The organism is [Micrococcus luteus] ATCC 49442 (assembly GCF_010367585.1).
GTDB classification, from domain to species: Bacteria; Actinomycetota; Actinomycetes; order Actinomycetales; family Micrococcaceae; genus Arthrobacter; species Arthrobacter luteus_A.
In genome coordinates this window covers 3,615,007-3,640,973 of the sequence record NZ_JAAAXP010000001.1, presented here as the reverse complement: position 1 = coordinate 3,640,973, position 25,967 = coordinate 3,615,007, and the positions used below count along the sequence as shown (strand labels likewise).

Sequence of the window (25,967 nt, the reverse complement as noted above, 5' to 3'; positions counted from 1 at the left end):
CCGGGCTGCGTGTGGAGTCGGTCACTCTACGGGACGCGGCGACATGGCTCGGCACTGCGGGGCAGGTCCGGCACTGCGCGGCAGACCCAAAGGTACGCGGCGGGGGCCCGGCATTGCGCGGCAGACCCAAAGGTACGCGGCGGGGCCCAACACTGCGGCAGACCCAAAGGTACGCGGCGTCCGCCGCCTCCAAAAACTTTTCCGGAAACTTTCCGGGGAAGGTCTTCGCGGGCCCTTGAATGTCGTACCCCCTTGTCATGCTGGAGGTATGGATAACAGGGCAGGTGCAGAGGTGTTGGAGGCCATCGCGGCTTCTGCTTTGCAGCTGGACTGTGTGCTCCGGGGGACGGATCCGGCCGACATCCCGGCAGGCGCGCCGGCGGACTGCCCCGCGGAAGGCCCGGTGCCTGGCGCTTTCGCAACCGGCCCTTCTGCGGCTGACTCGGACCCGGTGCGTTGGCAGGCTGAGGCGTGTCTGACGGTGTTGTCCGGCGCGGCGGGGTTGGCGGCGATGGTCGCCGCTGTGAAGGTCCATGCGGCCGGCGGGTATGACGAGGCCGCCCAAGTGATCGCGGGGCCCATCATGTCCCCGCAGGAGCACACCGCCCAGGACATGAGTATCGTGGCCGAGGTTGCGTGCGCTATGACCGTCAGCGAACGTACGGCCGGCGGGCTGCTGGGCGAGGCCCAGCGCTTACGTAGTGCCCTGCCGCTCACGCTGGCTGCTCTGGAGACAGGGTCGATTTCGTGGCAGCACGCCCGGATCATGGTCGACGAAACCACCAATTTCGACCGGGACGGGGCAGCGGCGTTGGAGGCCCATTTCCTGGACCCCGAGGCGCCGAACCCGGCCCGCGGCGCGGCCGGCGGGATGGTCCCGGGCCGGTTCCGGGCGAAAGCCCGGACCTGGCGGGAGCGGCATCACCCGGACAGCATCGAAACACGCCACACCCGGTCTGCCGCGGACCGTCGGGTCGAATTCTGTCCGGACCGGGACGGGATGGCCTGGCTCTCGGCTTACCTGCCCGCCGATCAGGCTTCCGGGATCTGGGCACGGACCACCGCAGACGCCCGCGCCCTCCAGTGCCCTACCGAAGGCCGGACCCTCACCCAGCTACGCACGGACATCCTCGCCGGCTTACTCCTCGGCGCGGACCATCACACGGACGGGACCACCGGTGGGGCAAGCGGCCTGAACAGCACTCGGGACGGCACTCTGAATGGTGCTTCCGGGATGATCCCGTCGCCGACAGCCCAGGTTCTGGTGACGGTTCCGGTGTTCGCGCTGATGGGTCTGACCGATGAACCCGCCGTCCTCGACGGATACGGACCCATCCCGCCGTCCATGGCCCGCGCCCTCGTCGCCAATGGTGCCGAGTCGTTCCGCCGGGTCCTGACCGATCCCCGCGACGGGGCACCGTTGGAGATCGGCCGGGAAAGCTACCGGATCCCCAAAGCACTGCGTCAATGGCTCCGCCTCAGGGACGGAAAATGCCAGTTCCCCGGCTGCACCAACCCATCCCTGGACAACGAAGCAGACCACCTGAAGGCCTGGGCCCACGGCGGGACCACCGGGATCTCAAACCTGGCCCAGCTCTGCCCGAAACACCACCGGCTCAAACACAGCACACCCTGGCAACCCACCGAAGCCACCACGGACGAGCCGCCCGGCTGGATCTCACCCACCGGCCGGCACTACCACAGCGAACAACCCGACCCGGAACCACCACACTGGCCGGGCCAAATGGCGGACGGACTCCACAACGGGGAGCTTGGCTCCTCACTGCCTCAAAGCCAACTACAGGCAGATCCCGGCCTACCCGGTCCACCTCCGGGCAACGCTGTGCCCTCGGACGACCTATGGGGTGACTACAACCTGGCTGCCGATCGTTTAGATGGCTACGTCATCGAAGAAAGTTCACTGCCAGAGGACCCGTTTCCGGGAGATCCCTTCCCGGAGCCTAACCCGGCCCGCGTTCCGCTGCCCGACGTCGATCTTCCGGACTATGTGCTGTACCCGGACGACGCATTGCCGGGACGGCCCCTCCCCCAGGACCCTTGGCCTGACTGGGCGCGATCTCTAGCCTGACCGGGCACGATCACTGGCCTGACCCGGCAGCACCCACGACCGTGGGCCGAACCGCGGAACTATAAGCCAGCCAGCACCGGCACCGGTCCGCAGTTCGGCCCTAGGCCGGACTCGTGGTTATTGATTTGTCAGTCGTGCGATCCAACGCGCCTTTGTCGGCGCGACGGCATCAGCTCCTTTGCGGTGACCCGAGCTCCACGGGATCTTCGTCCGTCAGGTACGCCAGTTCCGAGTGGGCTGCGAGGTCGATGCCCCGCATTTCGTCCTCGGGCTTGATGCGCAGGCCAATCGTCTTGTCCAGGATCTTCGCCAGGATCCACGTGATTCCGAACGAGTAGGCAAGGACCGTCACGGTTGCCAGCGACTGGACACCCAGCAACTCAACACCGCCACCGTAGAACAGGCCGTTGACTGCGTTGGGTGCTGCGTCCGTCGCGAACAGGCCGATCAGCAGGGTTCCCAGAATGCCGCCCACGAGGTGGACACCGACAACATCGAGGGAATCGTCGTAACCGAGGCGGAACTTCAACTCAATGGCCAGGGAGCAGACGGCGCCTGCGATGGCACCGATGGCCAGTGCGCCCAGCGGGCTCACAGCGCCACAGGCCGGAGTGATGGCTACGAGGGCCGAGATCAGGCCGGACGCTGCGCCCATGCTGGTGGCCGCACCGCGGCGGAGACGCTCAACCAGTGCCCAGGCAAGCAGGCCGGCGGCAGCAGCAACGGCAGTGTTAAGGAAGACAACTGAAGCAGACTGGCCTGCCGAGAGTGCGGAACCGGCGTTAAAGCCGAACCAGCCAACCCAGAGCAGCCCGGCCCCGATAAGCACAAGCGGCCGGCTGTGCGGCTTGGTGTGTTCCATCTTGGGCCAGCCGGAGCTCTTACCCAGGACCAGAGCCAGGGCAAGGGCTGCGGCGCCGGCGTTCATGTGCACGGCAGTTCCACCGGCGAAGTCGACGGCCTTGATGCCGCTGGCGATCCAGCCGCCGGTGACGCTGCCGTCGGCCGAAGAGAACGCGAACACCCAGTGTGCGATGGGGAAATAGACGACGGTTGCCCAGATTCCGGCAAACAGCATCCACGCGCCAAACTTCATCCGGCCAGCTGCCGCTCCCGCCACCAGGGCCGTGGTCACACAGGCGAAGAACAGCTGGAACGCGGCGAACAGTGCCACCGGGATCGAGGCCGCCTCATCAGCGGCGAGCAGCTGGCCCATCCCCGGGAATTCCGTGATGTCACCGATCAACCCCAGGCCACCCACTGAATTTCCGAAAGCCATGGAGTAACCGAAGAGCGCCCAGAGCACCGCCACCAGGCTGGCGCCGCCGAAGCACATCATCATCATGTTGAGAATGCGACGAGACCCCACCATGCCCCCGTAAAACAGGGCGAGGGCGGGGATCATCATACAAACCAGCGCAGAGCTGGCAAGAATCCAAGCGACATTTCCCGAATCCATGGGAAACCCCTTTCGTGATGCGAAGAGAGAACGGAATTGCCCGTCAAGACCACTCCGGAGGAGGGACGCGGAGTCAGAGCCACGTTCGTCGGAGGGCAGCTATTGCCGTCTGTTTCCACTGTAGGGCGGCAGTTCCGCGGTGGGTTTCCGGCTGGTTAAATCAACGTTGCAGTCACCGGGCGGATGTGTTTCGGGTTCCGAAACCTACTTGGCAGAGATCGCCAGGAACCGGATGGGCAGGTCCAGAAGCTCAAGCGGGCCGTGCGGGCCTTCGCCGTCCAGGAGCAGGGAGTCCCCCGCCTCCATGGCGTACTCGTAGGACCCGTGTCCGTAGACCATTTTCCCGGCCAGCATGTAAATGAACTCCGTGCCCGGGTGCTGGAAAAGCGGAAAAACGTCGGAGGCATTGGTCAGGGTAACGAGCGTGGGTTCGAGCGCGTCAGTCCTGCCCTTGAGCGTGCCCAGAACCCGGTACTCGTGGCCGTGCTGCGTTCCGCTGCGGACGGTGAGGCTGCCCTCGCCGCTCTTGGTGAACGTTGCGTCCCGGTCTGTATCGGCTCCGCGGAAGAGTGCGGTGACCGGAATATTGAGGCCGTCGGCCAGCCTTTGCAGCGTGGTCAGCGAGCACGACGTGGTTGCCGTTTCGATCCGGGAGATCATGGCCTTCGACAGACCCGTGCGGGCAGCAAGCTCAGCGGAGGAGAGACCATGGGACGTGCGGTAACGCCGGACCTGCGTGGCGATGACCTGTTCCAGTTTCCCGGGGAGGGAAGCAGCGTCGGCAGTTTCGCCCTCGCCGGTCGCGGCGTCGGCGTCATCCCGGGCGTGTTTGGTCATAGGAGCCATCATAGGGCTGTGCCGGCGCCGGCCAAGCCGGCGCCGCCACACCCTCCAGGCAGAAGAGCCACCATTTCCAGGGTTACGGGGCTCCGGGAATCCAGCTGGTGCCGGCCAGCGGCACGCGGGCCAGGGCCGATGCTTCGATGGTCAGGGCCACCAGGTCCTCCGGTTCCAGGTTGTGCAGGTGCGATTTGCCGCAGGCCCGGGCGATGGTCTGGGCTTCCATGGTGAGCACGCGCAGGTAGTTGGCCAGGCGGCGGCCGGCGGCCACCGGATCCAGTCGCGAGGACAGTTCCGGGTCCTGGGTGGTGATCCCGGCAGGGTCGCGGCCGTCCTGGAAGTCGTCGTAGAAACCGGCGGCGGAGCCCAGCGCCGAGTATTCGGCGGCGTAGCGGGGGTCGTTGTCGCCGAGTGCGATCAGCGCCGCGGTGCCGATGGCGACGGCGTCCGCACCCAGTGCCATGGCCTTGGCCACGTCGGCCCCGGTGCGAATGCCGCCGGAAACGATCAGCTGGACTTTCCTGTGCACGCCGAGTTCCTGCAGCGCCTGGACGGCCTGCGGGATGGCGGCGAGCGTGGGGATGCCGACGTTCTCGATGAACACCTGCTGCGTCGCGGCGGTCCCGCCCTGCATGCCGTCCACCACCACAACGTCAGCCCCGGACTTCACGGCCAGCGCAGTGTCGTAGTACGGCCGGGAAGCGCCGATCTTGACGTAGATAGGCGTCTTCCAGTCAGTGATCTCGCGGAGTTCGCCGATCTTGATTTCGAGGTCGTCCGGGCCGGTCCAGTCCGGGTGACGGCTGGCGGAGCGCTGGTCGATGCCCACGGGCAGGGTGCGCATTCCGGCGACGCGTTCGGTGATCTTCTGCCCCAGGAGCATGCCGCCGCCGCCGGGCTTGGCGCCCTGGCCCAGCACGATCTCAATGGCGTCCGCTTTGCGGAGGTCGTCCGGGTTCATGCCGTAGCGGGACGGGAGGTACTGGTACACAAGGTGCTTGGACTGGCCGCGCTCCTCAGGTGTCATGCCGCCGTCGCCCGTTGTGGTGGAGGTCCCCACCTCCGATGCGCCGCGTCCCAGCGCCTCCTTCGCGTTGGCGGACAACGCCCCGAAGCTCATTCCCGCGATGGTCACCGGAGTCTGCAGGTGCAGCGGCCGGGTGGCGTGCCGGTCGCCGAGGACGACGTCGGTATCGCACTTTTCGCGGTAGCCCTCCAGCGGGTAGCGGGACATGGAGGCGCCGAGGAAAAGCAGGTCATCAAAGTGCGGGACCTTGCGCTTGGCGCCCCACCCGCGGATGTCGTACACGCCCGTGGCGGCGGCGCGCTGGATGTCCGCGATGGTGGCGCGGTCGAATGTGGCGGACTCGCGGAGGCCGAGTGCAGCGATGTCGGACGCGCTGACGTCCGGCGCAGAGGCGGGGGCAGGGATGGAGGTAATGGTCATGGTGGCCTCCTAGTAGGCAGTCGAATTGTCGACGTTGAAGTGGTAGAGGTTCCGGGCTGAGCCATAACGCTTGAAGTCGGCCGGGTTGTCCGTGCGGCCGGCGGCGGCGAGCAGTTCGCCGAGTTCGGCCAGGTGCTCGTCCCGGAGCGGCTTTTCGACGCAGTCCGCGCCGAGCGAGGCCACCGTGCCCTTCACGTAGATGCGCGCCTCGTAGATGGAGTCGCCCAGGGCTTCGCCGGCGTCGCCGCAGACCACCAGGCGTCCGGCCTGTGCCATAAACGCGGACATGTGGCCGATGTTTCCGCCCACCACAATGTCCACGCCCTTCATCGAGATGCCGCAGCGGGCGCTGGCATTGCCGTCGATGACCACCAGGCCGCCGTGGCCTGTAGCCGCTGCGGACTGGGACGCATCACCCGTTACGTGGACCCGGCCGGACATGATGTTTTCGGCGAGGCCGACGCCGGCATTGCCGTTGATGGTCACGTCGCCCTTTTGGTGCATCCCGGCGGCGTAATATCCGGCGTGGCCTTCGATGGTCACCTGGATGTCCGCGTTGATGCCGACGGCGAGGCTGTGTTTCCCACCGGGGCTGGTGACCGTCCACGACTGTCCGTCAACGGCGTCATGGAGGGCCTGGTTGAGTTCGCGGACCGGGCTCCCGGCAAGGTCAACCGCCATGGCGGTTTCCGCCAGGGCTCCCAGTGTGGGGGCTTCAGGGGCTGTCAGAGTGACCATGTGTAGACCTTTCCGGGTTCCGGTTCAAAGATGCGGGCGTTTTCGATGCCCGGCAGGGCTGCCAGGGCACGGTATTCGGAGGCCATGGCCACGTAATCGTCCGTTTCGGCGATGATGGCGGGCTTGCAGGCGATGGGGTCGCGGACCACTGCCATGCTGTCCGCGGTGGTCACCACCAGGGTGTAGAAACCGTCGAGGACCTTGCCCAGGTTCACCAGGGCTTCCTCGAGCGTGTCGCCCTGCTGCAGCCGGGAGGCCACGTAGCGGGCGCCCACCTCGGTGTCGTTCTCCGAATCGAACACCACGCCTTCGCGCTTGAGGTCCCGCCGCACCGTGGCGTGGTTGGAGAAGGAGCCGTTGTGCACCAGGCAGAGATCGTCCGCCACGGAGAAGGGGTGGGAGCCGCCGGCTGTCACAGCGGACTCGGTGGCCATCCGCGTGTGGGACAGGCCCTGGCTTCCGGCCATCGCTTCGAGCCCGTGCTCGGCCGCAATTTCCATCGGGTGGCCCACGCTCTTCATCACCGCAACATGCTCGCCGCGGCCGATGATAGTGGAGCCGGGAAGGGTCTCGCTGACCGCTTTCACCAGGAGATCAGTCCCGACGGCGGCGCTCACCAGAGTGGTGTCGCCCACCACCTGCACGGCAGCGGCGGCGGAGGCCGGCAGCAGCTTCTCCAGTTCACGGGTGATGGCGTCGAGCGGTATTCCCTGGTCCCTGCCAAGGAGGCTGAGGGTGGAGATCCCCGGCGAGACGAGGCCCGGGGTGTTGTAGACGGCCAGGCCGGCCGAGTCCGGTCCGCGGTCCACAATCTGGCAGAGCATTGAGGACAGCAGGCTGCCCATCCGGGGGTACAGCAGGGGGTTGCGCAGCTGCAGCGCGGCAATTCCACACATGGTGTGTCCTTTACTTGTGGCGGTTCTAAAGAGCCTTGGTGGTCAGATCGAGGTCAGGTACGTCCGGATTTCCCAGTCGCTGACCTCGTTGTGCCAGCTCAGGAATTCTTCTTCCTTGGCGTCCGCGTAGTACCCGCCGATCTCCGGGTCCCCGCTGAGGCTGGCCAGGATCACCGGGTCCCGGCGGAGCGCTTCGACGGCGTGGAGCAGGGTGGCCGGCAGCAGGTGGGCATCGGGCCTGGACTCCCCCGGGCCGGAAGGCGGCCCCGGATCCACACCCCGCTGCACACCGTCCAGGCCCGCCGCAATGGCGGTGGCAATGGCGAGGTAGGGGTTGGCCGAGCCGTCACCCGAGCGGAGTTCGATCCGCTTGTTGTCCGGGACGCGGATCATGTGTGTACGGTCGTTTCCGCCGAAGGACGCCTTCCGCGGCGACCAGGTGGCGCCGGAGGAACTGGTGGTTGCCCCCGAGCGCTTGTAGGAATTCACGGTCGGCGCCAGGAAGGCCTGCAGCGCGGGCGCATGTTCCAGGATGCCGCCGATAAACGAATAGGCGAGCCCGGACAGCCCAAGGCCGCGGCCGCCTGCTTCATCCGGGTTCACCGCTCCTTCCGGGTTCACTGTTCCGTCATCACCCGGGAACAGCGCCTCGGCGCCTGACCACAGCGACAGGTGGAAGTGCAGGCCGGTGCCGGTCCGGTCCGTGAACGGCTTCGGCATAAACGTGGCGGTCATGCCGCGCTGCTCTGCCAGGATGTTGAGGATGTAGCGAAGGCTGACAACCCGGTCCGCCGTGGTCAGTGCGTCGGCGTAGTTGAAATTCTGTTCGAACTGGCCGGCGGCGTCCTCGTGGTCGTTGGCGTAATTTCCCCAGCCGAGGGAATTCATCGCCTCGGAGATGGAGGTGAGGTGGTCATACATGCGTGTGACGCCGCGGGCGTCGTAGCAGGGGCGGGGCGAATCGTCGCGCGCATCCGCGGTACGTAGGGTCCCGTCGTCGTTCTTGTTGACCAGGAAGTATTCCACCTCGGCGCCGATCTTCGCCTGCATGCCCTCTGCGGCCAGCCGGGCCAGGGTGTTCTTCAGGATCACCCGCGGCGCGTAGGGCCAGGGCTTGCCGTTGACGTGCGGGTCGCAGTGAACGATGGCCAGGCCCTCCCTGATAAAGGGCGCCGGAGTGAAGGAGGCGACGTCCGGGACGGCGATCAGGTCCGCGTCCTGCGGCTTCTGCCCGATCAGCCCCGCCGCATACCCGGCGAAGCCCAGGGCACCGGACTCCAGCTGATCGGCGGCTTCCACCGGGACGAGCTTGGCGCAGGGCTTGCCTGTCATGTCCACAAAGGTGGCCAGCAGGAAGCGGACATCGTGGGCGCGGGCAATGTCTGAGAGGGAAATCCTTCCGTTCACGGGCAGCGGGACCGGCGTCGGCAGGCCCTCGGGTCCGCGAGCCGGCGGTAACGGCGATCGGGATACAGCAGGGGTTGCGACACTTGTCATCGAAACATTCCTGTTCTGCTTGGTGTTAGCTATTAGTAAATCTTGTTGCACCACAGTATCCATAGGCCGTTACGGGCATCGGACAGGAATGTTAAGTGTTTGTTTCCCGCTTAAACGCCAGCGGCCACCGACCCCCCTGCCGGGGTCGGTGGCCGCTCTGAAGCGGTATTGCTAGATAAGTCCCTGCGCAAGCATGGCGTCAGCTACCTTGACGAAGCCGCCGATGTTGGCGCCCAGCACGTAGTTGCCGGGCTCGCCGTATTCGTCGGCGGTGGACGCGCAGCGGTCGTGGATGCCCACCATGATTTCTGTCAGGCGCTGCTCAGTGTGCTCAAAGGTCCACGAGTCGCGGCTGGCGTTCTGCTGCATTTCCAGCGCCGACGTGGCGACGCCGCCGGCATTGGCTGCCTTGCCCGGGCCGAAGAGCACCCCGGCCTCCTGGAAGACGGACACGGCGTCACGGGTGGAGGGCATGTTCGCGCCCTCGCCGACCGCCACCAGGCCGTTGCGGACCAGGCGGGCGGCGGCATCGCCGTCGAGCTCGTTCTGCGTGGCGCAGGGCAGCGCCACGCTGGCGTCGACATCCCACACGGACCCGGCTTCCACGTAGGAAACGCCGGGACGGCGGAGGGCGTAATCCTTGAGGCGTCCGCGCTCCACTTCCTTGATCTCACGCAAAAGCGCGACGTCGATGCCGGCCTCATCCACGATGTAGCCGGAGGAGTCCGAGCAGGCCACCACACTGGCGCCGAGGGTCTGCGCCTTGGCGATGGCGTTGATTGCCACGTTGCCGGAGCCGGACACCACAACGCGCTGGCCGTCGAAGGACATGCCGCGGGTTTTCAGCATCTCCTGCGTGAAGATGACGGTTCCGTAGCCCGTGGCTTCCGGACGCACCAGGGAGCCGCCCCAGGAGATTCCCTTGCCCGTCAGGACGCCGGATTCGTAGCGGTTGGTAATGCGCTTGTACTGGCCGAAAAGGTAGCCGATCTCGCGGCCGCCCACGCCGATATCGCCGGCCGGCACGTCCGTGTACTCGCCGATGTGGCGGTACAGCTCAGTCATGAAGGACTGGCAGAACCGCATAATTTCGGCGTTGCTGCGGCCGCGGGGATCGAAATCGGAGCCGCCTTTGCCGCCACCGATGGGCATGCCGGTGAGGGCATTCTTGAAGATCTGCTCAAAACCGAGGAACTTCACGATGCCGAGGTAGACCGACGGGTGGAAGCGCAGGCCGCCTTTGTAGGGGCCGAGGGCGGAGTTGAATTCCACCCGGAAGCCCCTGTTGATCTGCACGCGTCCGGAGTCATCGGTCCACGGCACCCGGAAGATGATCTGGCGCTCAGGCTCGCACAGGCGCTCAAGGATGGCAGCTTCGATCAGCTCAGGGTGCCTGTCGTGGACGGGGCCCAGACTCTCGAAAACCTCGGTCACGGCCTGGTGGAATTCAGCCTCGCCGGGGTTTCGCGCCAGGACCGTATTCCGGATAGCTTCAAGCCGCGCGTCCACACCGTCTCCTCAAATTTGTTAAATGTTCAACATGAAATGATAACAACGTTTGTTCCTGCTGAACTTTTTGTGTCGCTGGTCCTAAGATTCTCCATTTGACGCCGCAGCGGGCTGCGCGCTGGGGCCTATAGCGAAGGCGGGGAGCTCCGGAGCCGGGCGACGAGCGTTGCCGCGAGCAACGCCGTCGTGATTTCCATGCCGATGACGGCCAGCAGCCCGGCCGCCCCGGCCGCGCCTGAGGCTGCCGCCCCGGACGTAGGTAAGACGCTCGACATGCCGGTGGAATGGCCGTGGCCCGACGCTCCGCTTGCCAGCAACAGGACGCCATGAACCACCACCATCAGCAACGCCGACGCCATGACCCGCCGGAGCGCGGTGACCCTGCAGTGCCGCCAGATGTGCACGACGCAGGGAACGCAGACGGCAGCCAGCGCCAGCATCAGGACATTCAGCCAGGCACCGTGGTGATTTTCGACGGCGAGCGCCAGGTGGGCGATGCATGATGCGGCCGTGATGATGGCGCACAGCCGGGAGTGCAGGACGGGCCCGGCATTCCGGGCCCGTCCCGCTGCCAAAGTCACGGCACTCCTAGCCGTGGCAGTGGCTGGCGGCAGGATCGTTGTGGCCGGCCGCACCGCCGGCGGCACTATGGCACGCTGCCGCACCGGACGAACTGGCCGGCACGTCCAAAACGGGACTGCGGTCGAAGAATCCCTCCGGGCGGAGCTTGAAGCCGACCGTATCCACAGGCATGATGGGCCAGTCCTCAACGCGCGGGAAGTGCGTCAGGCCGAAGGTGTGCCACACCACGATGTCCTGCCCGTCGATATCCCGGTCCTGGGCAACATAGGCCGGGAGGCCCGCTCCGCCGGAGTGCTGGTTCACGAAGTCACCGGTGGGGTACTGCTCACCGTCGGCGTAGCGGGTAACCCACAGGTCCTTGGTGGCAAAAGCGGCACGCCGGGCGATGGATGACTCCGGATCCGCCAGCAGCGTGGGCTGGTTCTCTGAGTGCAGCTTGTAGCCCACAGGTTCGCCCAGACGATTGCGCGACGAAGGGTTGGAGATGATCCATGTCCGGCCGCTCCGTGCATCGGCCTCGCGGACGGCCTCGGACTCGCGGGCCAGCACCGTGCGCTTGCGGGAGAACGCATTGCCGCGCTCGTTGCCGTCACCCATGGCTTGCCGGACCACGTCTTCTTCCTCGACACGGTTAGTGAAGCCGTCGATGGCCATGTCCAGGCGGGCGCTGAAGAGGTGCTGGTGGAACGGTGCGCCAAGTCCCGGCGCGAGCTGGGAGATGTTGTCCGAACCGCCCTCGGGGAACGCGCTGGTGAAGACGACGCCGGTGGCCTTGGCTTCGAATTCGATGGTGCCGTCCAGGTAGAGGTACCAGTAGAAGCCGTAGTCGTAGTTGCCGATGGTGGTGAAGAACGAAATCACCAGCCGGCGGTTGCGGCGCGTGTAGTTGATGCCGGTCCAGAGGTCGCTGTGCTTGGACAGGATGCCCCAGTCCTCCTCGTGCATGCAAATGCCGTTGCGGATCTCGCGGGGGTTGCCGAAGGCGTCGCTGATGACCGGGCTCAGGTAGGTGATCTCGCCAAGGCAATCGCACCCGAGCTCCAGGGAGTTGGCGTACTGGCCCACCAGGTATTCACCGGTGTCGAAGTAGTTCTGCCAGGACCGGACGGGCGAGGGGTCACCGTAGGGCACCACCATTTCGGCGATCGAGGCCCGGTTGATGATGGGGCGTTTGCGGTCACCGTCCTGGAAGGCGAGGTTGTGGAGGACAACGCCCTCACGGACATCGAAGCCCACGTCCACGCTCCACTTCTCCCACTCCACGTGGTTGCCGCCGGAGACAGTAAAACTGGGACCTTCCGGCTGGGTGATACTGATGGGCTTCTGGGTGGTGCGGAGCGGACCGGTCAGCTCGGGGTCCGTGTAGTTTCCGTGCTCGGCCGGGACAGGCATGGCGCCGAGGTCCAGGACTTGGGTGACCTCCCTGCTGACCACGTCCACGTAGGCCACCAGTCCGTCCACCGGGTGCGCCCAGGCGCTGTCCGCCGGGAAATCCTGGACGAACGCCAGACCGCGCAGGATGCGGCGGCCCTTTTCCTCCGGGTATTCGAAAACGCCGGCGGAAAGAGGCGCAACGCGGACTTTGGCGACATCAAGGCCGCGCTCAGCCAGCGCCTTGAGCCAGCGTCCGTCAGTAGCCAGCAGCGATTCGACCACCTCAAATTCTTCCTCCAGGACGGGAAGCTCGCCGGTCACCGCGCTATCCAGTTCGACGGCTGACACCACGTGCTGGCGGGTTACCGAGACCACCACGTCGGTGGGCGCAGCGCCGGTGACGTCATGGATGAAGATGCGGAAGCGCCGGTCCTCACCGGCACTCCCCCGGGCGGGATCCAATAGGCCGAGGTACGCGATGCGCTTCTGCGGACCCAGCAGACCGGCGGCGCCGAGGATGGCCTGGACCTGGGAAATTTCCTCGCCTGTTGCCAGGCGGTACGGGGCTGCGGTGTCAACTGATGCAAGCGTCATGGATGACCTTTGTCCGGGACCCTTGCGGGTCGGGTTTTTTATTTTCTATAGTTGTAGAGAATAAGCGTCCGTAAGATGGCTCACAAGGGCTTGAGCAAAAATATTTCCGGGGAGTGGCCGCGGTGCCAAAGATAGTTGACCATGACGAGCGCCGCCTGGAGCTGGTGGATGCCACCTGGCGGATCATCGCCCGCAACGGCCTCGAGGGCGCCACGATGCGCGAGATCGCACTGGAGGCAGGCTTCGCCAACGGGGCACTCAAGCCCTACTTCCCCACCAAGGACACCCTGCTGGAGTTCGCCTTCGGCCACGTCTTCAACCGGACCAACCAGCGAATCGCCAGGGTCACGGAAGGCAAAACAGGACTACCGGCGCTTCGCGCCTTCAGCGTGGAGGTCCTCCCGCTCGACGAAGAACGCATCAACGAAGCGCGGATCGTGATCCCCTTCTGGCAAAAGGCCGTCAACGACGCCCGGAAGGCGGCACTCCACCAGCAGTCCATGGACGAGTGGCTGGCCACGATCAAGCGCTACCTGGCAGAGGCGCGGGACAACGGAGACGTCAGCGCCGCCGTCGACGACGCCGCGCTGGCCGGCCAGCTGCTCAACATGCTGCTGGGAGCCCAGATTGTCGCCGCCCTGGCCCCTGCGGGCCACTCTGGCCCCGGGCTGGAGGAACAGCTCGAGGGATTCTTTACCCTGCTGTCGCGGTAGACGGGGCATCCGCAATGACCCGGTCTTTTTTCGCCAAGCGTTGAAAAAAGATGCCGCCCGGCGTTAACCTGTGAGGACTGTGTCGCAGGACACACATCGGGGGAATCAAGGTCAGATGGCCATCCGTCGTCAGGAACAATTCATGCCAGCAGCTACAGCCCGGCCCGTCAGCCAAAACGTCACGTCCAGCGTTGCCCGCTCGTTCGACCACTGGAGACACCTCGTGGCCGAGTCCTTCGTGCCGCTCGCTGCGCAGACATCGGACGTGGACGGATTCCGCGGTCTCTTGAGGTCGAGGGTGCTGGACAGGATGTCCGTCGTCGAAGTCAGCGCAGCGCCGCACGAAGTCCACCGCACCCCCGCCCTGATCGCCCGGGCCGGCGAGCGCTATTTCAAGCTCAACCTCCAGCTTGAAGGCACCGGGCTCCTGATCCAGGACAACCGCGAAGCCCTCCTCCTGCCCGGCGACCTGGCGATTTATGACACCAACCGGCCCTACACCCTCGCCTTCGAGGAACAGGCCCGGATGATGGTGGTGATGTTCCCGTGTGACGCACTTTCGCTGCCCACCGACTATGTTGGCCAACTGGCGGCCGTGCGGATGGCCGGGAGCACCGGCCTCAGTGGAATCGTGGGGCAGTTCATCCGGCAATTGTCCGAAAACCTGGATGTGCTCAGCGGACCAAGCGGATCCAGGCTCGCCACGAACGCCCTGGACCTGGTGTCCACCATGCTGCATGCCGAAATGGACATCGCCCCGGACAGGATGAAGCCGCAGGCGATGCTTGCCGTGTCAGTGCGCGAATACATCGAAGCCAACTTGTCGGACCCGCAGCTGTCGCCGGCCAGCATCGCCGCGGCGCACTTCATCTCCACCCGGCACCTGCACAACGTCTTCCATGAGTCAGGGACCACCGTGGCCGGCTTCATCCGGAGCCAACGGCTGGAGGGTGCGCGGTGCGACCTCCAGGATCCACTGCACGCAGGAAAGTCCGTGGGCGCCGTGGCCGCCCAGTGGGGATTCCTGGATGCCGCGCACTTCAGCCGTACATTCCGCGACGCGTTCGGCGTTTCGCCGAGTGAATGGCGACGCAACGGCTAAAGCCCCCAGGTTCACAGCTGAGGCCCGGCACGGAATTCCGTGCCGGGCCTGATGTTTGGCTGCTAGCTGACCTTGCCGAAAGCAGCGGCCTTGTGCCGCCGTTCAACCTTCGCCTCCACCAGCAGGCCGGCCGCAAACACCACCGGTACGGAGACGAGCAAAGCGGCGGCCGTTTCGGCGCTTCCGCCGATCAGTGAGGTGAAGTTGCTGACCACCAGGGACAGGACCCACGCCAGCAGCACGGAGGCGAGCGCCGGCGCGATAAGCGTCTGCCACGGCTGCCCGGCCGACGGTTCACGGCGGAAGAACCCCACGACAGCCACGGAACACATGATGTAGAGCACCAGGAGTGCCGCGACGGCCAGCCCGCTGAACCACGAAAACAGTGTCAGGACCGGGTCCAGGGCCATAATGGCGAAGGGAACCACCAAAACGACGGCGGTGGCGGTCTGGATCCAGGCCGCCACGGCCGGTGCGCGGTGCCGGTTCGTCCGCGCGACGACAGCGGGCAGGGAACCGCGCAGCGCCAAGGAGTGCAGGTAGCGGTTGATCCCGTTGTGGAAGGCGATGATGCCCGCCAGCAGGGACGTGACCAGCAGGATGCCGGTGGTAATACCGGCCCACGGACCGAACAGCTCCACCATGGGCGTGAGCACAAAGGCAGTGGAATCGCCGGATTCCAACGCGGCTCCGGCCGCGTCGATGACCTGGGAGGGGCCGTAATAGCTGACCAGCATCCAGGAGATGAAGGAGAAGAACACCGCGATGACACCGACGGACAGGTAGGTGGCCCGGGCTACGGTGCGGTGTGCGTCCTTGGCCTCGGCGGAGTAGATCGCCGTGGATTCGAAGCCGAACATGGAGGCCACCGCAAACATGATGGCCACACCGGGGGCGCCGCTGGCGATGGCTTCCGGCGAGAACGACGCCGCAAGGCTGAGCCCCTCGGGGCCACCGCCGCGGAACAGGACCGTGAGGCCGAACATCAACAGGACGGCGACTTCCAGGCCTACAAGCAGGGCCAGTACCTTGGCGCCGAGTTCGATATTAAGGGAACCCAGAACCTGGACTCCGGCCATGGTGGCCAGGGCCAGCAGCCACCACGGAACCGTCAGGCCTACGGAGGCCAGCAGGCCGGAAAAGGCCGCACCGTAGAGTCCATACATGGCGGCCTGCACCGTGCTGTAGGCCAGCAGCGCCAGCCAGGCCGCACCGGCGCCGACCTTTCGCCCGAAGGCGGCGGTGACGTAGGCGTAGAAAGCGCCGTTGGCCTGGATTTTCCGGCTCATGGCCACAAACCCGACAGCGAAGATGACAATGACGATGCCCACCACCAGGTAGGCCCCCGGGGCGCCGGCACCGTTGCCGAGCGCTGCCGCGAGCGGGGATGCTCCGACGATTCCCGTCAGGGGCGCCTGTGCGGACAGGACAAAAAACAGGATGCCCATCACGCCGATGCTGCCTGCGCGGAGTGCGGTGGAGTGCTCTGTGCGGGGAGCGGCCTCGGTGGTCCGGGACTCGGAATTCGAAATACTCATTTGATCCTTCTTAACGGTCATGAGCTCTGGGGAAGGGTGCCGCGCGAAGGGACAGGCACCATGGAATCCAGCATGGCAGCGGCCTCCGGCCCGGCCTTGTCCTGCAGCGATCAGTTGTTGTGCGTCAGCGCAGTGACGCTTGAACGGCAGTGACGTCATGAGTGCGACGGCGGCCGACCAGGACGGCGGCGGCCTGGCGGGCGGATTCCATGCCGCTCTCGATGGCGCCATCGATGAAGCCGCCCCAGCCGTTGGCGATATCGGACCCCGCAAAGAGGACGCCGCCGTGGGCCTCCTGCAGCGCGGGAAGGTAACGGGACAGAAAGCCGGTGGCGTGCATGGGCCACGTCTCGCCGGACAGCGGATCTGCCACCCAGTTATGGCTGGCTACTGCCACAACGTCAACATCCGGAACAAGGCGGGCCAGCTGATGCTGGACGGCAGCGGCATCCTCCACATCGATCTTTGACGCATCCGGACCGAATCCCACCACGATGGTGTCGCCGTCGATCCCGTATTCCGCCTGGAAGAAATTCAGCGGCCAGTCGGCGCCGCCCAGGGCCACGAACGGCGCCCGGCATCCCCGCAGCCTGATCCAGACCTTGGTCCCCCGGGACACCTGGCCGAGGCTGATTCCCTCGTTCTTGGCACGTGGAAGCGGCGGATCGAAATCCACGGCGCGCAGGGCGTGCAGCGGAACGGTGACCACCGCTGTCCGGGCGCTGACGGTCCGCCCGTCGGTGCTGTGCACGCTGACGGCGCCGCCGTCGTCGCTGATGTGGCGGACGGTGAATCCGTACTCAACGCCGGCCCCTGAGTCCCCGCACATCGCCGCAGCCAGCGCGGCAGTACCGCCAACGATTTTGTAGGTGGCGCACGCCTCGAAGTTGACGGCCCAATCGCCGTTGGTCAGGGCAACCCAGCGGAGGGCCTGGGTCAGGGCCGCGTTGTTCAGCGGGCCGTTGAAATTCAGCGCCCAGAACGATTCCAGGATGTCCCGCGGAGCACCGGCGGGGAACTGCTCACGGATCCGGTCCTGAACGGACACGTGGTCAATGGCCTTGAAGTCGTCGCGGGACATCGGACTGAACGGCACCGGAAAGTACTTCCGTGCGTCCTGGACAAAGGCCGCGTTCGTCCCGCCGATGAGTTCCATCAGTTCGTCCGGCCCGCCCTCGTGGCGGCTGCCGCCGGCCCACCAATACGCCCGTTCCGGCTCGGGGCTGGGCGTGGTGTCCAGTCCGTAGCGTTTCAGCTCGGCCCAGACATAAGGCTGGGTCCAGTGCACCCAGGTGCCGCCGATTTCGAGATCACGCCCCAGGCGGTGGTCCGTCCAGGTCCGTCCGCCGATCCGGTCCCGGGCCTCCACAATCCGGACGGACAGGCCCTGCCGGCTAAGCTCGCGGGCGGCGGTGAGTCCGGCGAAGCCTGCACCCACCACGACAACGTCGTACAGTTCGTCTTCCATTGCGGTCCCCTAGGAGTAGACGAAGAATTCGACAGTTGGCTCAAGAACGGCCCATCTGGTGCGGGCGCCCGTGTTGAAGGAGGCGGCGCAGCCGGCGGTGAGGTCATAGGTATCGCCGCCTTCCACCTCGATGCGGAGATGGCCCTCCACGATGGAGATGGTTTCGTCGGCATCGATCACCAGATCAAACGGCTCGGGTGCCTCAGCCGGCGTAACGTGCCAGTATCCGCAGGCCAGGGCAGCGCGGCCGCCCTCACCAAACCGGCGGACCCACTGGACGTGACCGAGCTCGAACGGTTCGTTTTTGTTCGGATCGAGGGCTGACGAGGTGGTGAATGCTGTGGTTTCGGGCATGTTGGCTCCAGGAGGACGGGCGCCGTCAATGGTGCAGGCGCAGGCGTGGTTGTGGGGTGTGAGGTGATGAATGAGCGGCGCTACCGGCGTGTGGCCGTGAGCTGCGTCACCCCTGATGATGAATCTAAGCAGTTGCTTAGTTTAAGTCAAGAGACGGCCCGAAACTGCTGCGGCTATCGCCAGAGGCGCTGGTTAGACTCGGCGTATGAAAACCTCTGCAGTCCCTCCCGCGCCTTCAAAATACGGGACGGGAAAGGAAGCCCTGCTGCGCGCCGCTGTGGCCGTGGTGGCGGCGAAGGGACTGCGCGGTCTGACGTACCGCTCGGTGGCGGAGGCCGCGGGAGTGAACAACACGCTGGTGGCCCACCACTTCGGGTCCCGCGAGGCACTGATCGCGGCGGCCCTCGATTGGGCATCAGACCAGTCGATCAACGCTTCCCACCTGCGCGAAGCAACGGCCGCGGGGCAGTCCTTCACCACGGCCCTCCTGGAATTACTGCTGGCCGAACCGGAATTGCAGGTCTTCCAGTACGAGATGATCCTTGAGGCGCGGCGCCGCCCCGAGCTCGCGGACGCGGTCAGCACCCTCTACGAGAACTATGTCAACGCCCTGGCCGACGGGCTCCGCGCCTCCGGTGTGACGGAGAACGTGCGAGTCGTCGCGCGTACCCTGTTCGCCGCCCTGGACGGCCTGGTGCTCCAGTATCTGGCCGGAGTGGACCGCGCACTCATTGCGGAGTCGCTTGAGGAAGTCCATGAAGTGCTGCTCCTGCGGACCGGACCAAAGCCCTCGGTGTAATTCCCACGCAGGCCGTACGCCCGGCGCAACCGTTCGCGCCGTGTCAAGGGCCGTTCGCGGATACACAAGACCGGTTCACCCTGCGGCAGGCAGACTCGAGGCATAGCCCCGGGCCACGCCGGCCGGACCGGACAGTTCGCACCAACTACTCGAAGTGGAGTACCCCATGGAAACGTACGACGCCCTGCTGGCCTCGATCACCGCAGCCCCCGGCCAGGACAGCCGGACCATGTTTGACCCTGCCACCGGCACCCCGGTCGGCGAAGCCCCCGTCCACACCCTCGAGGACCTGGAGCAGGCCATCACCGCCGCCCGGGCAGCCCAGCCCGCCTGGGCAGCCCTGGGCCACGACGCCCGGGGGGCTGCGCTGCTCAAAGCAGCCGACGCCGTCGAACGCTCCGCGGAGGAACTCGCCCGCCTGCTCTCCCGCGAGCAGGGCAAACCCCTCAACGGCCCCAACGCCCGCTTCGAAGTCGGTGCCTGCGCCGCCTGGCTCCGCGCTGCCGCCACCACACCCCTGGCCCCCGAAACGGTGGTGGACGACGGCGAAACCTACGCCGAAATGCACTACCGGCCCATCGGCGTCGTCGGCGCCATCGGCCCCTGGAACTGGCCCATGATGATCACCATCTGGCAAATCGCCCCCGCCCTGCGGATGGGTAACGCCGTGGTGGTCAAGCCGTCCGAATACACCCCGCTGTCCGTCCTTGCCCTGGCCAAGGTCCTCAACGAGGAACTGCCCGAAGGCCTGCTCACGGTGGTCTCCGGCGGCCGCGACGTCGGCGAGGCCCTGGCCGGCCACCCCGCGATCGGGAAAATCATGTTCACGGGTTCCACCGCCACCGGCAAAGCGATCATCAAATCCTCCGCGGACACCGTCAAGCGCCTCACCCTGGAACTGGGCGGGAACGACGCCGGCATCGTCCTGCCCGACGCCGACCCCAAGGCCATCGCCCGGGACCTGTTCTGGGGCGCCTTCATCAACACCGGCCAGACCTGTGCCGCCCTCAAGCGCCTCTACGTCCACGCCGACATCTACGATGCCGTCTGCGACGAACTCACCGCAGTGGCCCGGGCGATGCCCATGGGCGCGGGCCTGGACGAGGGCAACGTCCTGGGCCCGCTGCAGAACAAAGCCCAGTACGACGTCGTGGCCGGGCTCGTGGAGGCAGCCCGCGACTCCGGCGCCAAGATCCTGCTCGGCGGGAACCCGGACGCTGACCAGCCCGGCTTCTTCTACCCCGCCACGCTCGTGGCCGACATCGACAACAGCAACCCCCTCGTCGCCGAGGAACAGTTCGGCCCCGCCCTGCCGATCATCCGCTACACCACCATCGACGAGGCGGTCGCCATGGCAAACGCGCTCGACGTCGGCCTCGGCGCTTCCGTCTGGTCCCCCGGCCTCACCGAAGCACGCAAGGTGGCCGCACGCCTCGAAGCCGGCACCGTCTGGATCAACCGGCACGGCGCCGTGGACCCCCGCGTCCCCTTCGGCGGCGCCAAACAGTCCGGCTACGGCCTCGAATTCGGCGCCGAAGGCCTCAAAGCCCTCGGCGTCCCCCAGGTCATCAACGGCTGAGTCCCGCCCCGGCCCGACCGAGTCGCATTTGACGCACTCAAATCGTCGTTAGAGCGCGTTAAATGCGACTCAGTTGTGTGGGCAGGCGCAGCGCGTGAAACCATACGGATCATGGCCCAAAAGATTGCGTACCAGGGTGAGCCCGGCGCCAACTCCAATATCGCGTGTCAGCAGATGTTCCCCGGCATGGAGAGCGTTCCGTGCGCCAGCTTCGAGGACGCCTTCGAGCTTGTCTCCAGCGGTGAGGCCGAGCTGGCGATGATCCCCATCGAGAACTCGATTGCAGGCAGGGTGGCGGACATCCATATCCTGCTGCCGCAGTCGCACCTGCAGATTGTGGGCGAATTCTTCCTGCCCATCCACTTCGACCTGCTGGGCATCCCGGGGGCCACCATCGAGGCGGCCACCGAGGTCCACAGTCACATCCATGCCCTGGGCCAGTGCCGCCGCCTGATCCGCGACGCCGGGCTCCGGCCCGTCATTGCCGGCGACACCGCCGGTTCCGCCCGGGAAGTCCGCGAATGGAACGACCCCACCAAACTGTCGCTCGCTCCTCCGCTCGCAGCCGAGATCTACGGCCTGGAAGTGCTGGCTTCGCGCGTTGAGGACGATCCGTCCAACACCACGCGGTTTGTGGTCCTGGCCCGCGAAAAGGAACTGCCAACCCGGGAAGAGCTGCCCGGCCCGGCGGTGACCAGCTTTGTATTCCGCGTCCGGAACGTCCCGTCTGCGCTGTTCAAGGCACTCGGCGGCTTTGCCACCAACGGCGTGAACATGACGCGGCTGGAGAGCTACATGGTGGGCGACGAGTTCGCCGCCACCATGTTCATGGTGGACGTTGAGGGCCACCCCGAAGACCTGCCGCTGCGGCTGGCCCTCGAGGAGCTGGACTTCTTCACGACGGAAGTCCGGATCCTGGGCGTCTACCCCGCAGCCGACCACCGGACGGCGCGGGCGCTCAGCAGTTGAACGCGCGACGCCGAGCCGCCCGGCACCGAGCGGGCGGCCGGGCCGGCACCGGGCGGGCGGGCGACGCCGACCCGCCGGCGGGCGCGTCACTCTTTTTGTGCAGTGTCCGCGGCGTCGTCCCCGGCAGCTTTCACGACGGCGATGGAGCCCGTCGCGGTGGGCATCGGCGGCGTGAGGACCGAGGCGTAATCGTGCTCCGTTGAGTAAGTCAGGAACCCGAGGTGGGCCTCATAGCGGTCCAGGACGTCGTCGATGATCTGCTGGTGTGTCACACCCATCAGGTCGTAACCCTCGGAGCCTGTCTGCGCGAACACTTCCACCCGGTAATACACGTCGGTCTCGCGGGACATGCGCCCGCCGAACATGGGCACCGGCGCTTCAACAGCCTGGACCTGGTAGTGGAAATCGCGGTGGTTGGGGATGCTCACCACCAGGGCGTGGCTGGAAATGTTGGCTTCCTCGTTGGGGAAGACATCCAGGGTTGCCTCGTAGCCCTGTTTCCTGAACTCCCTGAGCACATCGGCCAGCGTCGGCTGCACAACCCGTTCCATAAACTGGGCCACCTGTTTCTTGGACGGGTAGGAACGCATTCCGGCCAGCCGCTGGCGCCAGGTCCGGTCCGGCACCATGCCGCCGTGCGCCGCCGTCGACTGCCTGCGCAGGACCTGGCCCTCCCGCTCGGCCCGTTCCATCCGCAGCGCCTTGGAGAAGGAGGCCATCACCAGCCACGCGATGACCGTCACCGGGAGGGCGAAAATCAGGGTGGCGTACTCCATGGTGGTCACGCCGCCTGCCACCAGCATGGCCACGGTGAGCACTGCCGTCAGAACTGCCCAGAAAATGCGCAGCCACTTGGCGCCGTCCTGGGACGGATCGGGGATGGTGGAGGAGAAGTTGGACATCACCATGGCGCCGGAGTTGGCGCTGGTGAGGTAGAACAGCATGCCGGACAAGGTGCCCAGGCCGATGAGGAAGCTGGCGCCGGGGAACATATTCAGCAGGGCGTACCAACCCTCCTGCGGGCTGTCCATGGCCAGTTGCGCGAACTCCGAATTCCCGTTCAGGACCTCGTGCATGGCGCTGTTGCCGAAGATGCTCACGATCAGGAAGTCGCAGAGCACCGGGGCGGTGATCGCTGCGATGACAAACTCGCGCAGGGTCCGGCCGCGGGAAATGCGCGCGAGGAACAGGCCCACGAACGGGCCCCAGGCCAGCCAGAACGCCCAGAAGAACAGGGTCCAGCCGGCCATCCATTCGGAGCCGCCGTCCTCGTAGGCGAAGGTCTGGAGCGTGCGGTCCGGCAGGGTAAAGACGAACCGGCCGATGTTTTCCACCATCGAGTTGAGCAAAAATGAGGTCTGGCCGGTCACGAGGATGTACAGCAGCAGGGCCGCGGCGCTCCAGATGTTCAGCTCGGAAATCCAGCGGATTCCCTTGTCCACGCCGGAGGTGCAGGCCGCGATGGTGAGCACGACGGCGACAATCACCAGGGCGATCTGCAGGGCCAGCCCCTCGGGCAGGCCGAACAGGATGGAGAAGCCGACGTTCAGGAGCACCACGCCGATGCCCATGGATGTGGCCACGCCGAAGACGGTGCCCACCAGGGTGACAATGTCGATCGTGTCGCCGATGCCGCCGCGGACGCGCTTGCCAAGCAGCGGGTACAGGGCAGCCCGGATGGAGAGCGGCATGCCCCACCGGTAGGCGAAGTAGCCCATGGCCATGCCGAGCAGCGCATACATGGCCCAGCCGGCAATGCCGTAGTGGAACATGGTCCACACCACGGCGTCCTGGGCGGCGGCCGGCGTCTGGCCTTCCCCCACGGGCGGCATCATGTACTGGGTGATGGGCCCGGTGACGGAATAAAAGAGCATGTCGATGCCCACGCCGGCGGCAAAAAGCATGGCCACCCAGGTGAAGAGCTTGTACTGCGGACGGGAGTGGTCCGGGCCGAGGCGGACTGAACCCTCCTTGGACAGGGCAACCCACAGCACAAAGCCGATGACCACGGTGACGGTGAGGACGTAGAACCAGCCGAGGTTCTCTGCGATCCATGCCACCACGGTCTTCATGGTGGACTGCGCGCTGGCCGGGACCAGCATCGCCCAGACTGAGAACGCGATGATGATGACGGAGGCGATGATGAACACACGCCAGTTGACCTTGGGCTGGCGCTCCTCCACGAGTTCAGCGGGCCCGCGGCTGAGCTCCTGCCTGGAAACCGGGGGACGGTTTTCGATTTCAGGCCCGCCGCGCCGCCTGTCGGTACCGCCAAGCTGGCTGCGGGGAATCAGCGCCTGGGGTGGTTGGTCTCCGGGGCGACGCGATTTTCCTTCTTCTTCAGCCATAAATCCTCCTCCGATTGGGCGACGAGCTTGGGCCGGCGGCAGCGTAAAAAGGCCGCCAGCAGCCTCAGTCCCAGCGGAGAGGAGGCGGTGCACAGAAGTGCACCCTGTCGTGCGACCTGCCTTCCCATGCTAGTACAGGCCCGGAAATCGGTACCGGGGAGGTGTGCGTCGGGTTAGGTCCCCTTGCCCTGGAAGGCCGGCAGAAGGGGTGCGAAGAAAGCGGCGAGCTCCGCCGTCGCTGTCAGCGGCAGCACGTTGGCGACGTACTGGTCCGGGCGGACCACCACCAGAACACCGCTCCGGTCCAGGCCGCGCAGTTCGAAGATGTCGGCGGCCGGATCGGCGGCGTACACCTTCTCATAGTCGGTCAGCCGGAACGGCCCGACGTGCGGTTTGAACACCGCTGGCACGGCTCCGATGTCCACGTGGGTGTAGTCCTGCTGGTAGATCACTTTGACGTCGAACCAGGCGTCGAGGTCAGCGTCCGACGGCGTCGCGGCCAACGGTGATTCCGGCGAGTTCGCGAGCCACTCGGCCAGGTCCGTGGTGGGTGACGGGGAACCTGCACCGGCCGGATCCGCGAAAACGTAGATCCGCCAGCGGCCGTCTGCCGTGGCGTGATGGCCGAGGTGCACGGGATTGGTGTCCCCGACCCGGCGCACCGGCGCGGACTTGAAGCGCTTCCCGATGGTGAACCCGGTGGCAAGCTCCTGGTGGGTGGCCTCGGCGGTGAGCAGGGACGGCTCGTACTGGGTCATAAACCCGGCCGGGAACTCGGCAGTGCGCACATAGAAGTCCTCCAGCTCGGACGGACTCTCAAATTCTTCCGGCTTCTTGGCCATCATCGTTGACCAGACCTTGTCGAAGTCGATGAGGTTCTTTGCCACCACCTGGCGCTCCGTCGAGTAGGTGGACAGCAGGCTGGCCGGGCTGCGGCCCTCCAGCACGTGGCCAAGTTTCCAGCCGAGGTTGAACCCGTCCTGCAGCGAGACATTCATGCCCTGGCCGGCCTTGGCGCTGTGCGTGTGGCAGGCGTCGCCCATGATGAAGACGCGGGGCGTGCGGGTGGCGCGCTCCTCCGGCAGGACGTCGTCGAACCGGTCTGTGAGTCGGTGGGCCACCTCGTACACGCTGTGCCATGCGACGTTGCGCACGTCCAGGCTGTACGGGTGGAGGATGGCATTTGCCTTGTGGATAATCTGCTCGATGGTGGTGCTGCGGACCGCCGTGTGGCCTTCTGCGTCCACCTCGCCCAGGTCAACGTACATCCGGAACAGGTGGCCGCCCTCGCGCGGGATGAGCAGAATGCTCCCGCCGGAACCGGACTGGATGGCGCATTTGGTCCGGATGTCGGGGAAGTCTGTCACTGCCAGGACGTCCATAACGCCCCAGGCATGGTGGGCATCGTCTCCTTTGAGGGTGCAGCCGATCGCGGCGCGCACCTTGCTGCGCGCGCCGTCCCCGCCCACCACGTACTTGGAACGGACAACGCGTTCCTGCCCCTCGTTGGGACCGGCGGTATGGCGGAGCGTCACGGTGACGGGATAGTCGCCGTCGCCCCTTGCGAGATCTACGAACTCATAGCCGTAATCGGGTTTCATGCGGGTGGGGGCGTTCGCCATGTACTCGGCGAAGTAGTCCAGCACGCGCGCCTGGTTGACGATCAGGTGGGGGAATTCGCTGATCCCGTGCGGGTCATCTTCGGTCCGGGCGGCGCGGATGATCCGGGTATGGTCTGCGGGATCCGGTTTCCAGAAGGCCATCTCCGTGATTCTGTACGCCTCCGCGATGATGCGCTCGGCGAAGCCAAAGGCCTGGAAGGTCTCAACACTCCTGGCCTGGATGCCGTCGGCCTGGCCGATCACCAGCCGCCCGGGCCGACGCTCCAGGATGCGGGTGGTCACGCCCGGGAACCGGGAGAGCTGCGCGGCGGTGAGCATGCTGGCCGGGCCCGTTCCGACGATGAGCACATCCACGTCGTCGGGAAGTTCTTCGGGCCGGTCAAGGCCAACGCCGGCTGCCGGGAGGACCCTTGGGTCCCCGGATACGTAACCGTAGTGGTGGAACTGCAT

Annotated in this window: 20 protein-coding genes; 6 read left to right on the top strand and 14 right to left on the bottom strand. The window is 66.1% G+C overall.

Annotated elements, in window-relative coordinates:
• Positions 1 to 268 precede the first annotated feature (268 nt).
• Positions 269 to 2,089 (top strand): HNH endonuclease signature motif containing protein, encoded by a 1,821-nt coding sequence (locus tag GUV69_RS16555; RefSeq protein ID WP_164204392.1) that lies wholly within the window; start codon positions 269 to 271, stop codon positions 2,087 to 2,089.
• 169 nt (positions 2,090 to 2,258) lie between these two features.
• On the opposite strand, the gene GUV69_RS16550 is transcribed toward GUV69_RS16555, so the two are convergent.
• The 9 genes from GUV69_RS16550 to GUV69_RS16510 all read right to left on the bottom strand — a co-directional run bounded on the left by GUV69_RS16550 (position 2,259) and on the right by GUV69_RS16510 (position 13,025).
• Positions 2,259 to 3,548 (bottom strand): ammonium transporter, encoded by a 1,290-nt coding sequence (locus tag GUV69_RS16550; protein ID WP_164204390.1) that lies wholly within the window; start codon positions 3,546 to 3,548, stop codon positions 2,259 to 2,261.
• Between the two features lie 204 nt (positions 3,549 to 3,752).
• Positions 3,753 to 4,385 (bottom strand): helix-turn-helix domain-containing protein, encoded by a 633-nt coding sequence (locus tag GUV69_RS16545; protein ID WP_244292754.1) that lies wholly within the window; start codon positions 4,383 to 4,385, stop codon positions 3,753 to 3,755.
• Positions 4,386 to 4,467: 82 nt separating this feature from the next.
• Complete coding sequence (locus tag GUV69_RS16540) at positions 4,468 to 5,835, bottom strand: FMN-binding glutamate synthase family protein (RefSeq protein WP_208786661.1); 1,368 nt, start codon at positions 5,833 to 5,835, stop codon at positions 4,468 to 4,470.
• 9 nt (positions 5,836 to 5,844) lie between these two features.
• A complete protein-coding gene (locus GUV69_RS16535; protein WP_164204388.1) occupies positions 5,845 to 6,573 on the bottom strand; it encodes a GltB/FmdC/FwdC-like GXGXG domain-containing protein in 729 nt (242 codons plus the stop codon).
• On the bottom strand, positions 6,561 to 7,469 hold the full coding sequence (locus tag GUV69_RS16530; RefSeq protein WP_164204386.1) for a class II glutamine amidotransferase domain-containing protein: 909 nt from the start codon (positions 7,467 to 7,469) through the stop codon (positions 6,561 to 6,563). Before GUV69_RS16530 ends, GUV69_RS16535 begins: the two co-directional genes overlap by 13 nt.
• A 42-nt stretch (positions 7,470 to 7,511) precedes the next feature.
• Positions 7,512 to 8,966, bottom strand: coding sequence for a type III glutamate--ammonia ligase (gene glnT, locus GUV69_RS16525; RefSeq protein ID WP_244292753.1), 1,455 nt, complete (start codon positions 8,964 to 8,966; stop codon positions 7,512 to 7,514).
• 171 nt (positions 8,967 to 9,137) lie between these two features.
• The gene (gene gdhA / locus GUV69_RS16520; RefSeq protein ID WP_164204384.1) at positions 9,138 to 10,475 is read right to left on the bottom strand and encodes an NADP-specific glutamate dehydrogenase; all 1,338 of its coding nucleotides are present in this window, start codon (positions 10,473 to 10,475) and stop codon (positions 9,138 to 9,140) included.
• Positions 10,476 to 10,600: 125 nt separating this feature from the next.
• On the bottom strand, positions 10,601 to 11,056 hold the full coding sequence (locus GUV69_RS16515; protein WP_164204381.1) for a hypothetical protein: 456 nt from the start codon (positions 11,054 to 11,056) through the stop codon (positions 10,601 to 10,603).
• A 7-nt stretch (positions 11,057 to 11,063) separates the two neighbouring features.
• On the bottom strand, positions 11,064 to 13,025 hold the full coding sequence (locus GUV69_RS16510) for a primary-amine oxidase (protein WP_164204379.1): 1,962 nt from the start codon (positions 13,023 to 13,025) through the stop codon (positions 11,064 to 11,066).
• A 122-nt stretch (positions 13,026 to 13,147) separates the two neighbouring features.
• On the opposite strand from GUV69_RS16510, the gene GUV69_RS16505 reads away from it, so the two are divergent.
• Together GUV69_RS16505 and GUV69_RS16500 are read left to right on the top strand one after the other, a co-directional pair.
• Positions 13,148 to 13,738: a TetR/AcrR family transcriptional regulator gene (locus tag GUV69_RS16505; RefSeq protein ID WP_164204377.1), complete on the top strand. Its 591-nt coding sequence runs from the start codon at positions 13,148 to 13,150 to the stop codon at positions 13,736 to 13,738.
• Positions 13,739 to 13,880: 142 nt separating this feature from the next.
• The gene (locus GUV69_RS16500; RefSeq protein ID WP_164204375.1) at positions 13,881 to 14,840 is read left to right on the top strand and encodes an AraC-like ligand-binding domain-containing protein; all 960 of its coding nucleotides are present in this window, start codon (positions 13,881 to 13,883) and stop codon (positions 14,838 to 14,840) included.
• 62 nt (positions 14,841 to 14,902) lie between these two features.
• Here GUV69_RS16500 and GUV69_RS16495 read toward each other — a convergent pair whose 3' ends face one another.
• The 3 genes from GUV69_RS16495 to GUV69_RS16485 all read right to left on the bottom strand — a co-directional run bounded on the left by GUV69_RS16495 (position 14,903) and on the right by GUV69_RS16485 (position 18,200).
• Positions 14,903 to 16,378 (bottom strand): APC family permease, encoded by a 1,476-nt coding sequence (locus tag GUV69_RS16495; protein WP_164204373.1) that lies wholly within the window; start codon positions 16,376 to 16,378, stop codon positions 14,903 to 14,905.
• Between the two features lie 124 nt (positions 16,379 to 16,502).
• On the bottom strand, positions 16,503 to 17,846 hold the full coding sequence (locus GUV69_RS16490) for a flavin monoamine oxidase family protein (RefSeq protein ID WP_164204371.1): 1,344 nt from the start codon (positions 17,844 to 17,846) through the stop codon (positions 16,503 to 16,505).
• Positions 17,847 to 17,855: 9 nt separating this feature from the next.
• On the bottom strand, positions 17,856 to 18,200 hold the full coding sequence (locus tag GUV69_RS16485) for a cupin domain-containing protein (protein WP_164204368.1): 345 nt from the start codon (positions 18,198 to 18,200) through the stop codon (positions 17,856 to 17,858).
• Between the two features lie 205 nt (positions 18,201 to 18,405).
• On the opposite strand from GUV69_RS16485, the gene GUV69_RS16480 reads away from it, so the two are divergent.
• The 3 genes from GUV69_RS16480 to GUV69_RS16470 all read left to right on the top strand — a co-directional run bounded on the left by GUV69_RS16480 (position 18,406) and on the right by GUV69_RS16470 (position 21,547).
• Complete coding sequence (locus GUV69_RS16480) at positions 18,406 to 18,999, top strand: TetR/AcrR family transcriptional regulator (RefSeq protein WP_164204366.1); 594 nt, start codon at positions 18,406 to 18,408, stop codon at positions 18,997 to 18,999.
• A 166-nt stretch (positions 19,000 to 19,165) separates the two neighbouring features.
• Complete coding sequence (locus GUV69_RS16475; protein WP_164204364.1) at positions 19,166 to 20,578, top strand: aldehyde dehydrogenase family protein; 1,413 nt, start codon at positions 19,166 to 19,168, stop codon at positions 20,576 to 20,578.
• Positions 20,579 to 20,689: 111 nt separating this feature from the next.
• Entirely contained in the window at positions 20,690 to 21,547 is an 858-nt protein-coding gene (locus tag GUV69_RS16470) for a prephenate dehydratase (RefSeq protein WP_164204362.1), read from the top strand.
• A gap of 86 nt (positions 21,548 to 21,633) precedes the next feature.
• Here GUV69_RS16470 and betT read toward each other — a convergent pair whose 3' ends face one another.
• Positions 21,634 to 23,895, bottom strand: a complete 2,262-nt coding sequence (betT, locus tag GUV69_RS16465; protein ID WP_164204360.1) for a choline BCCT transporter BetT — start codon at positions 23,893 to 23,895, stop codon at positions 21,634 to 21,636.
• A 173-nt stretch (positions 23,896 to 24,068) separates the two neighbouring features.
• Positions 24,069 to 25,967: an FAD-binding monooxygenase gene (locus GUV69_RS16460; RefSeq protein WP_164204358.1), complete on the bottom strand. Its 1,899-nt coding sequence runs from the start codon at positions 25,965 to 25,967 to the stop codon at positions 24,069 to 24,071.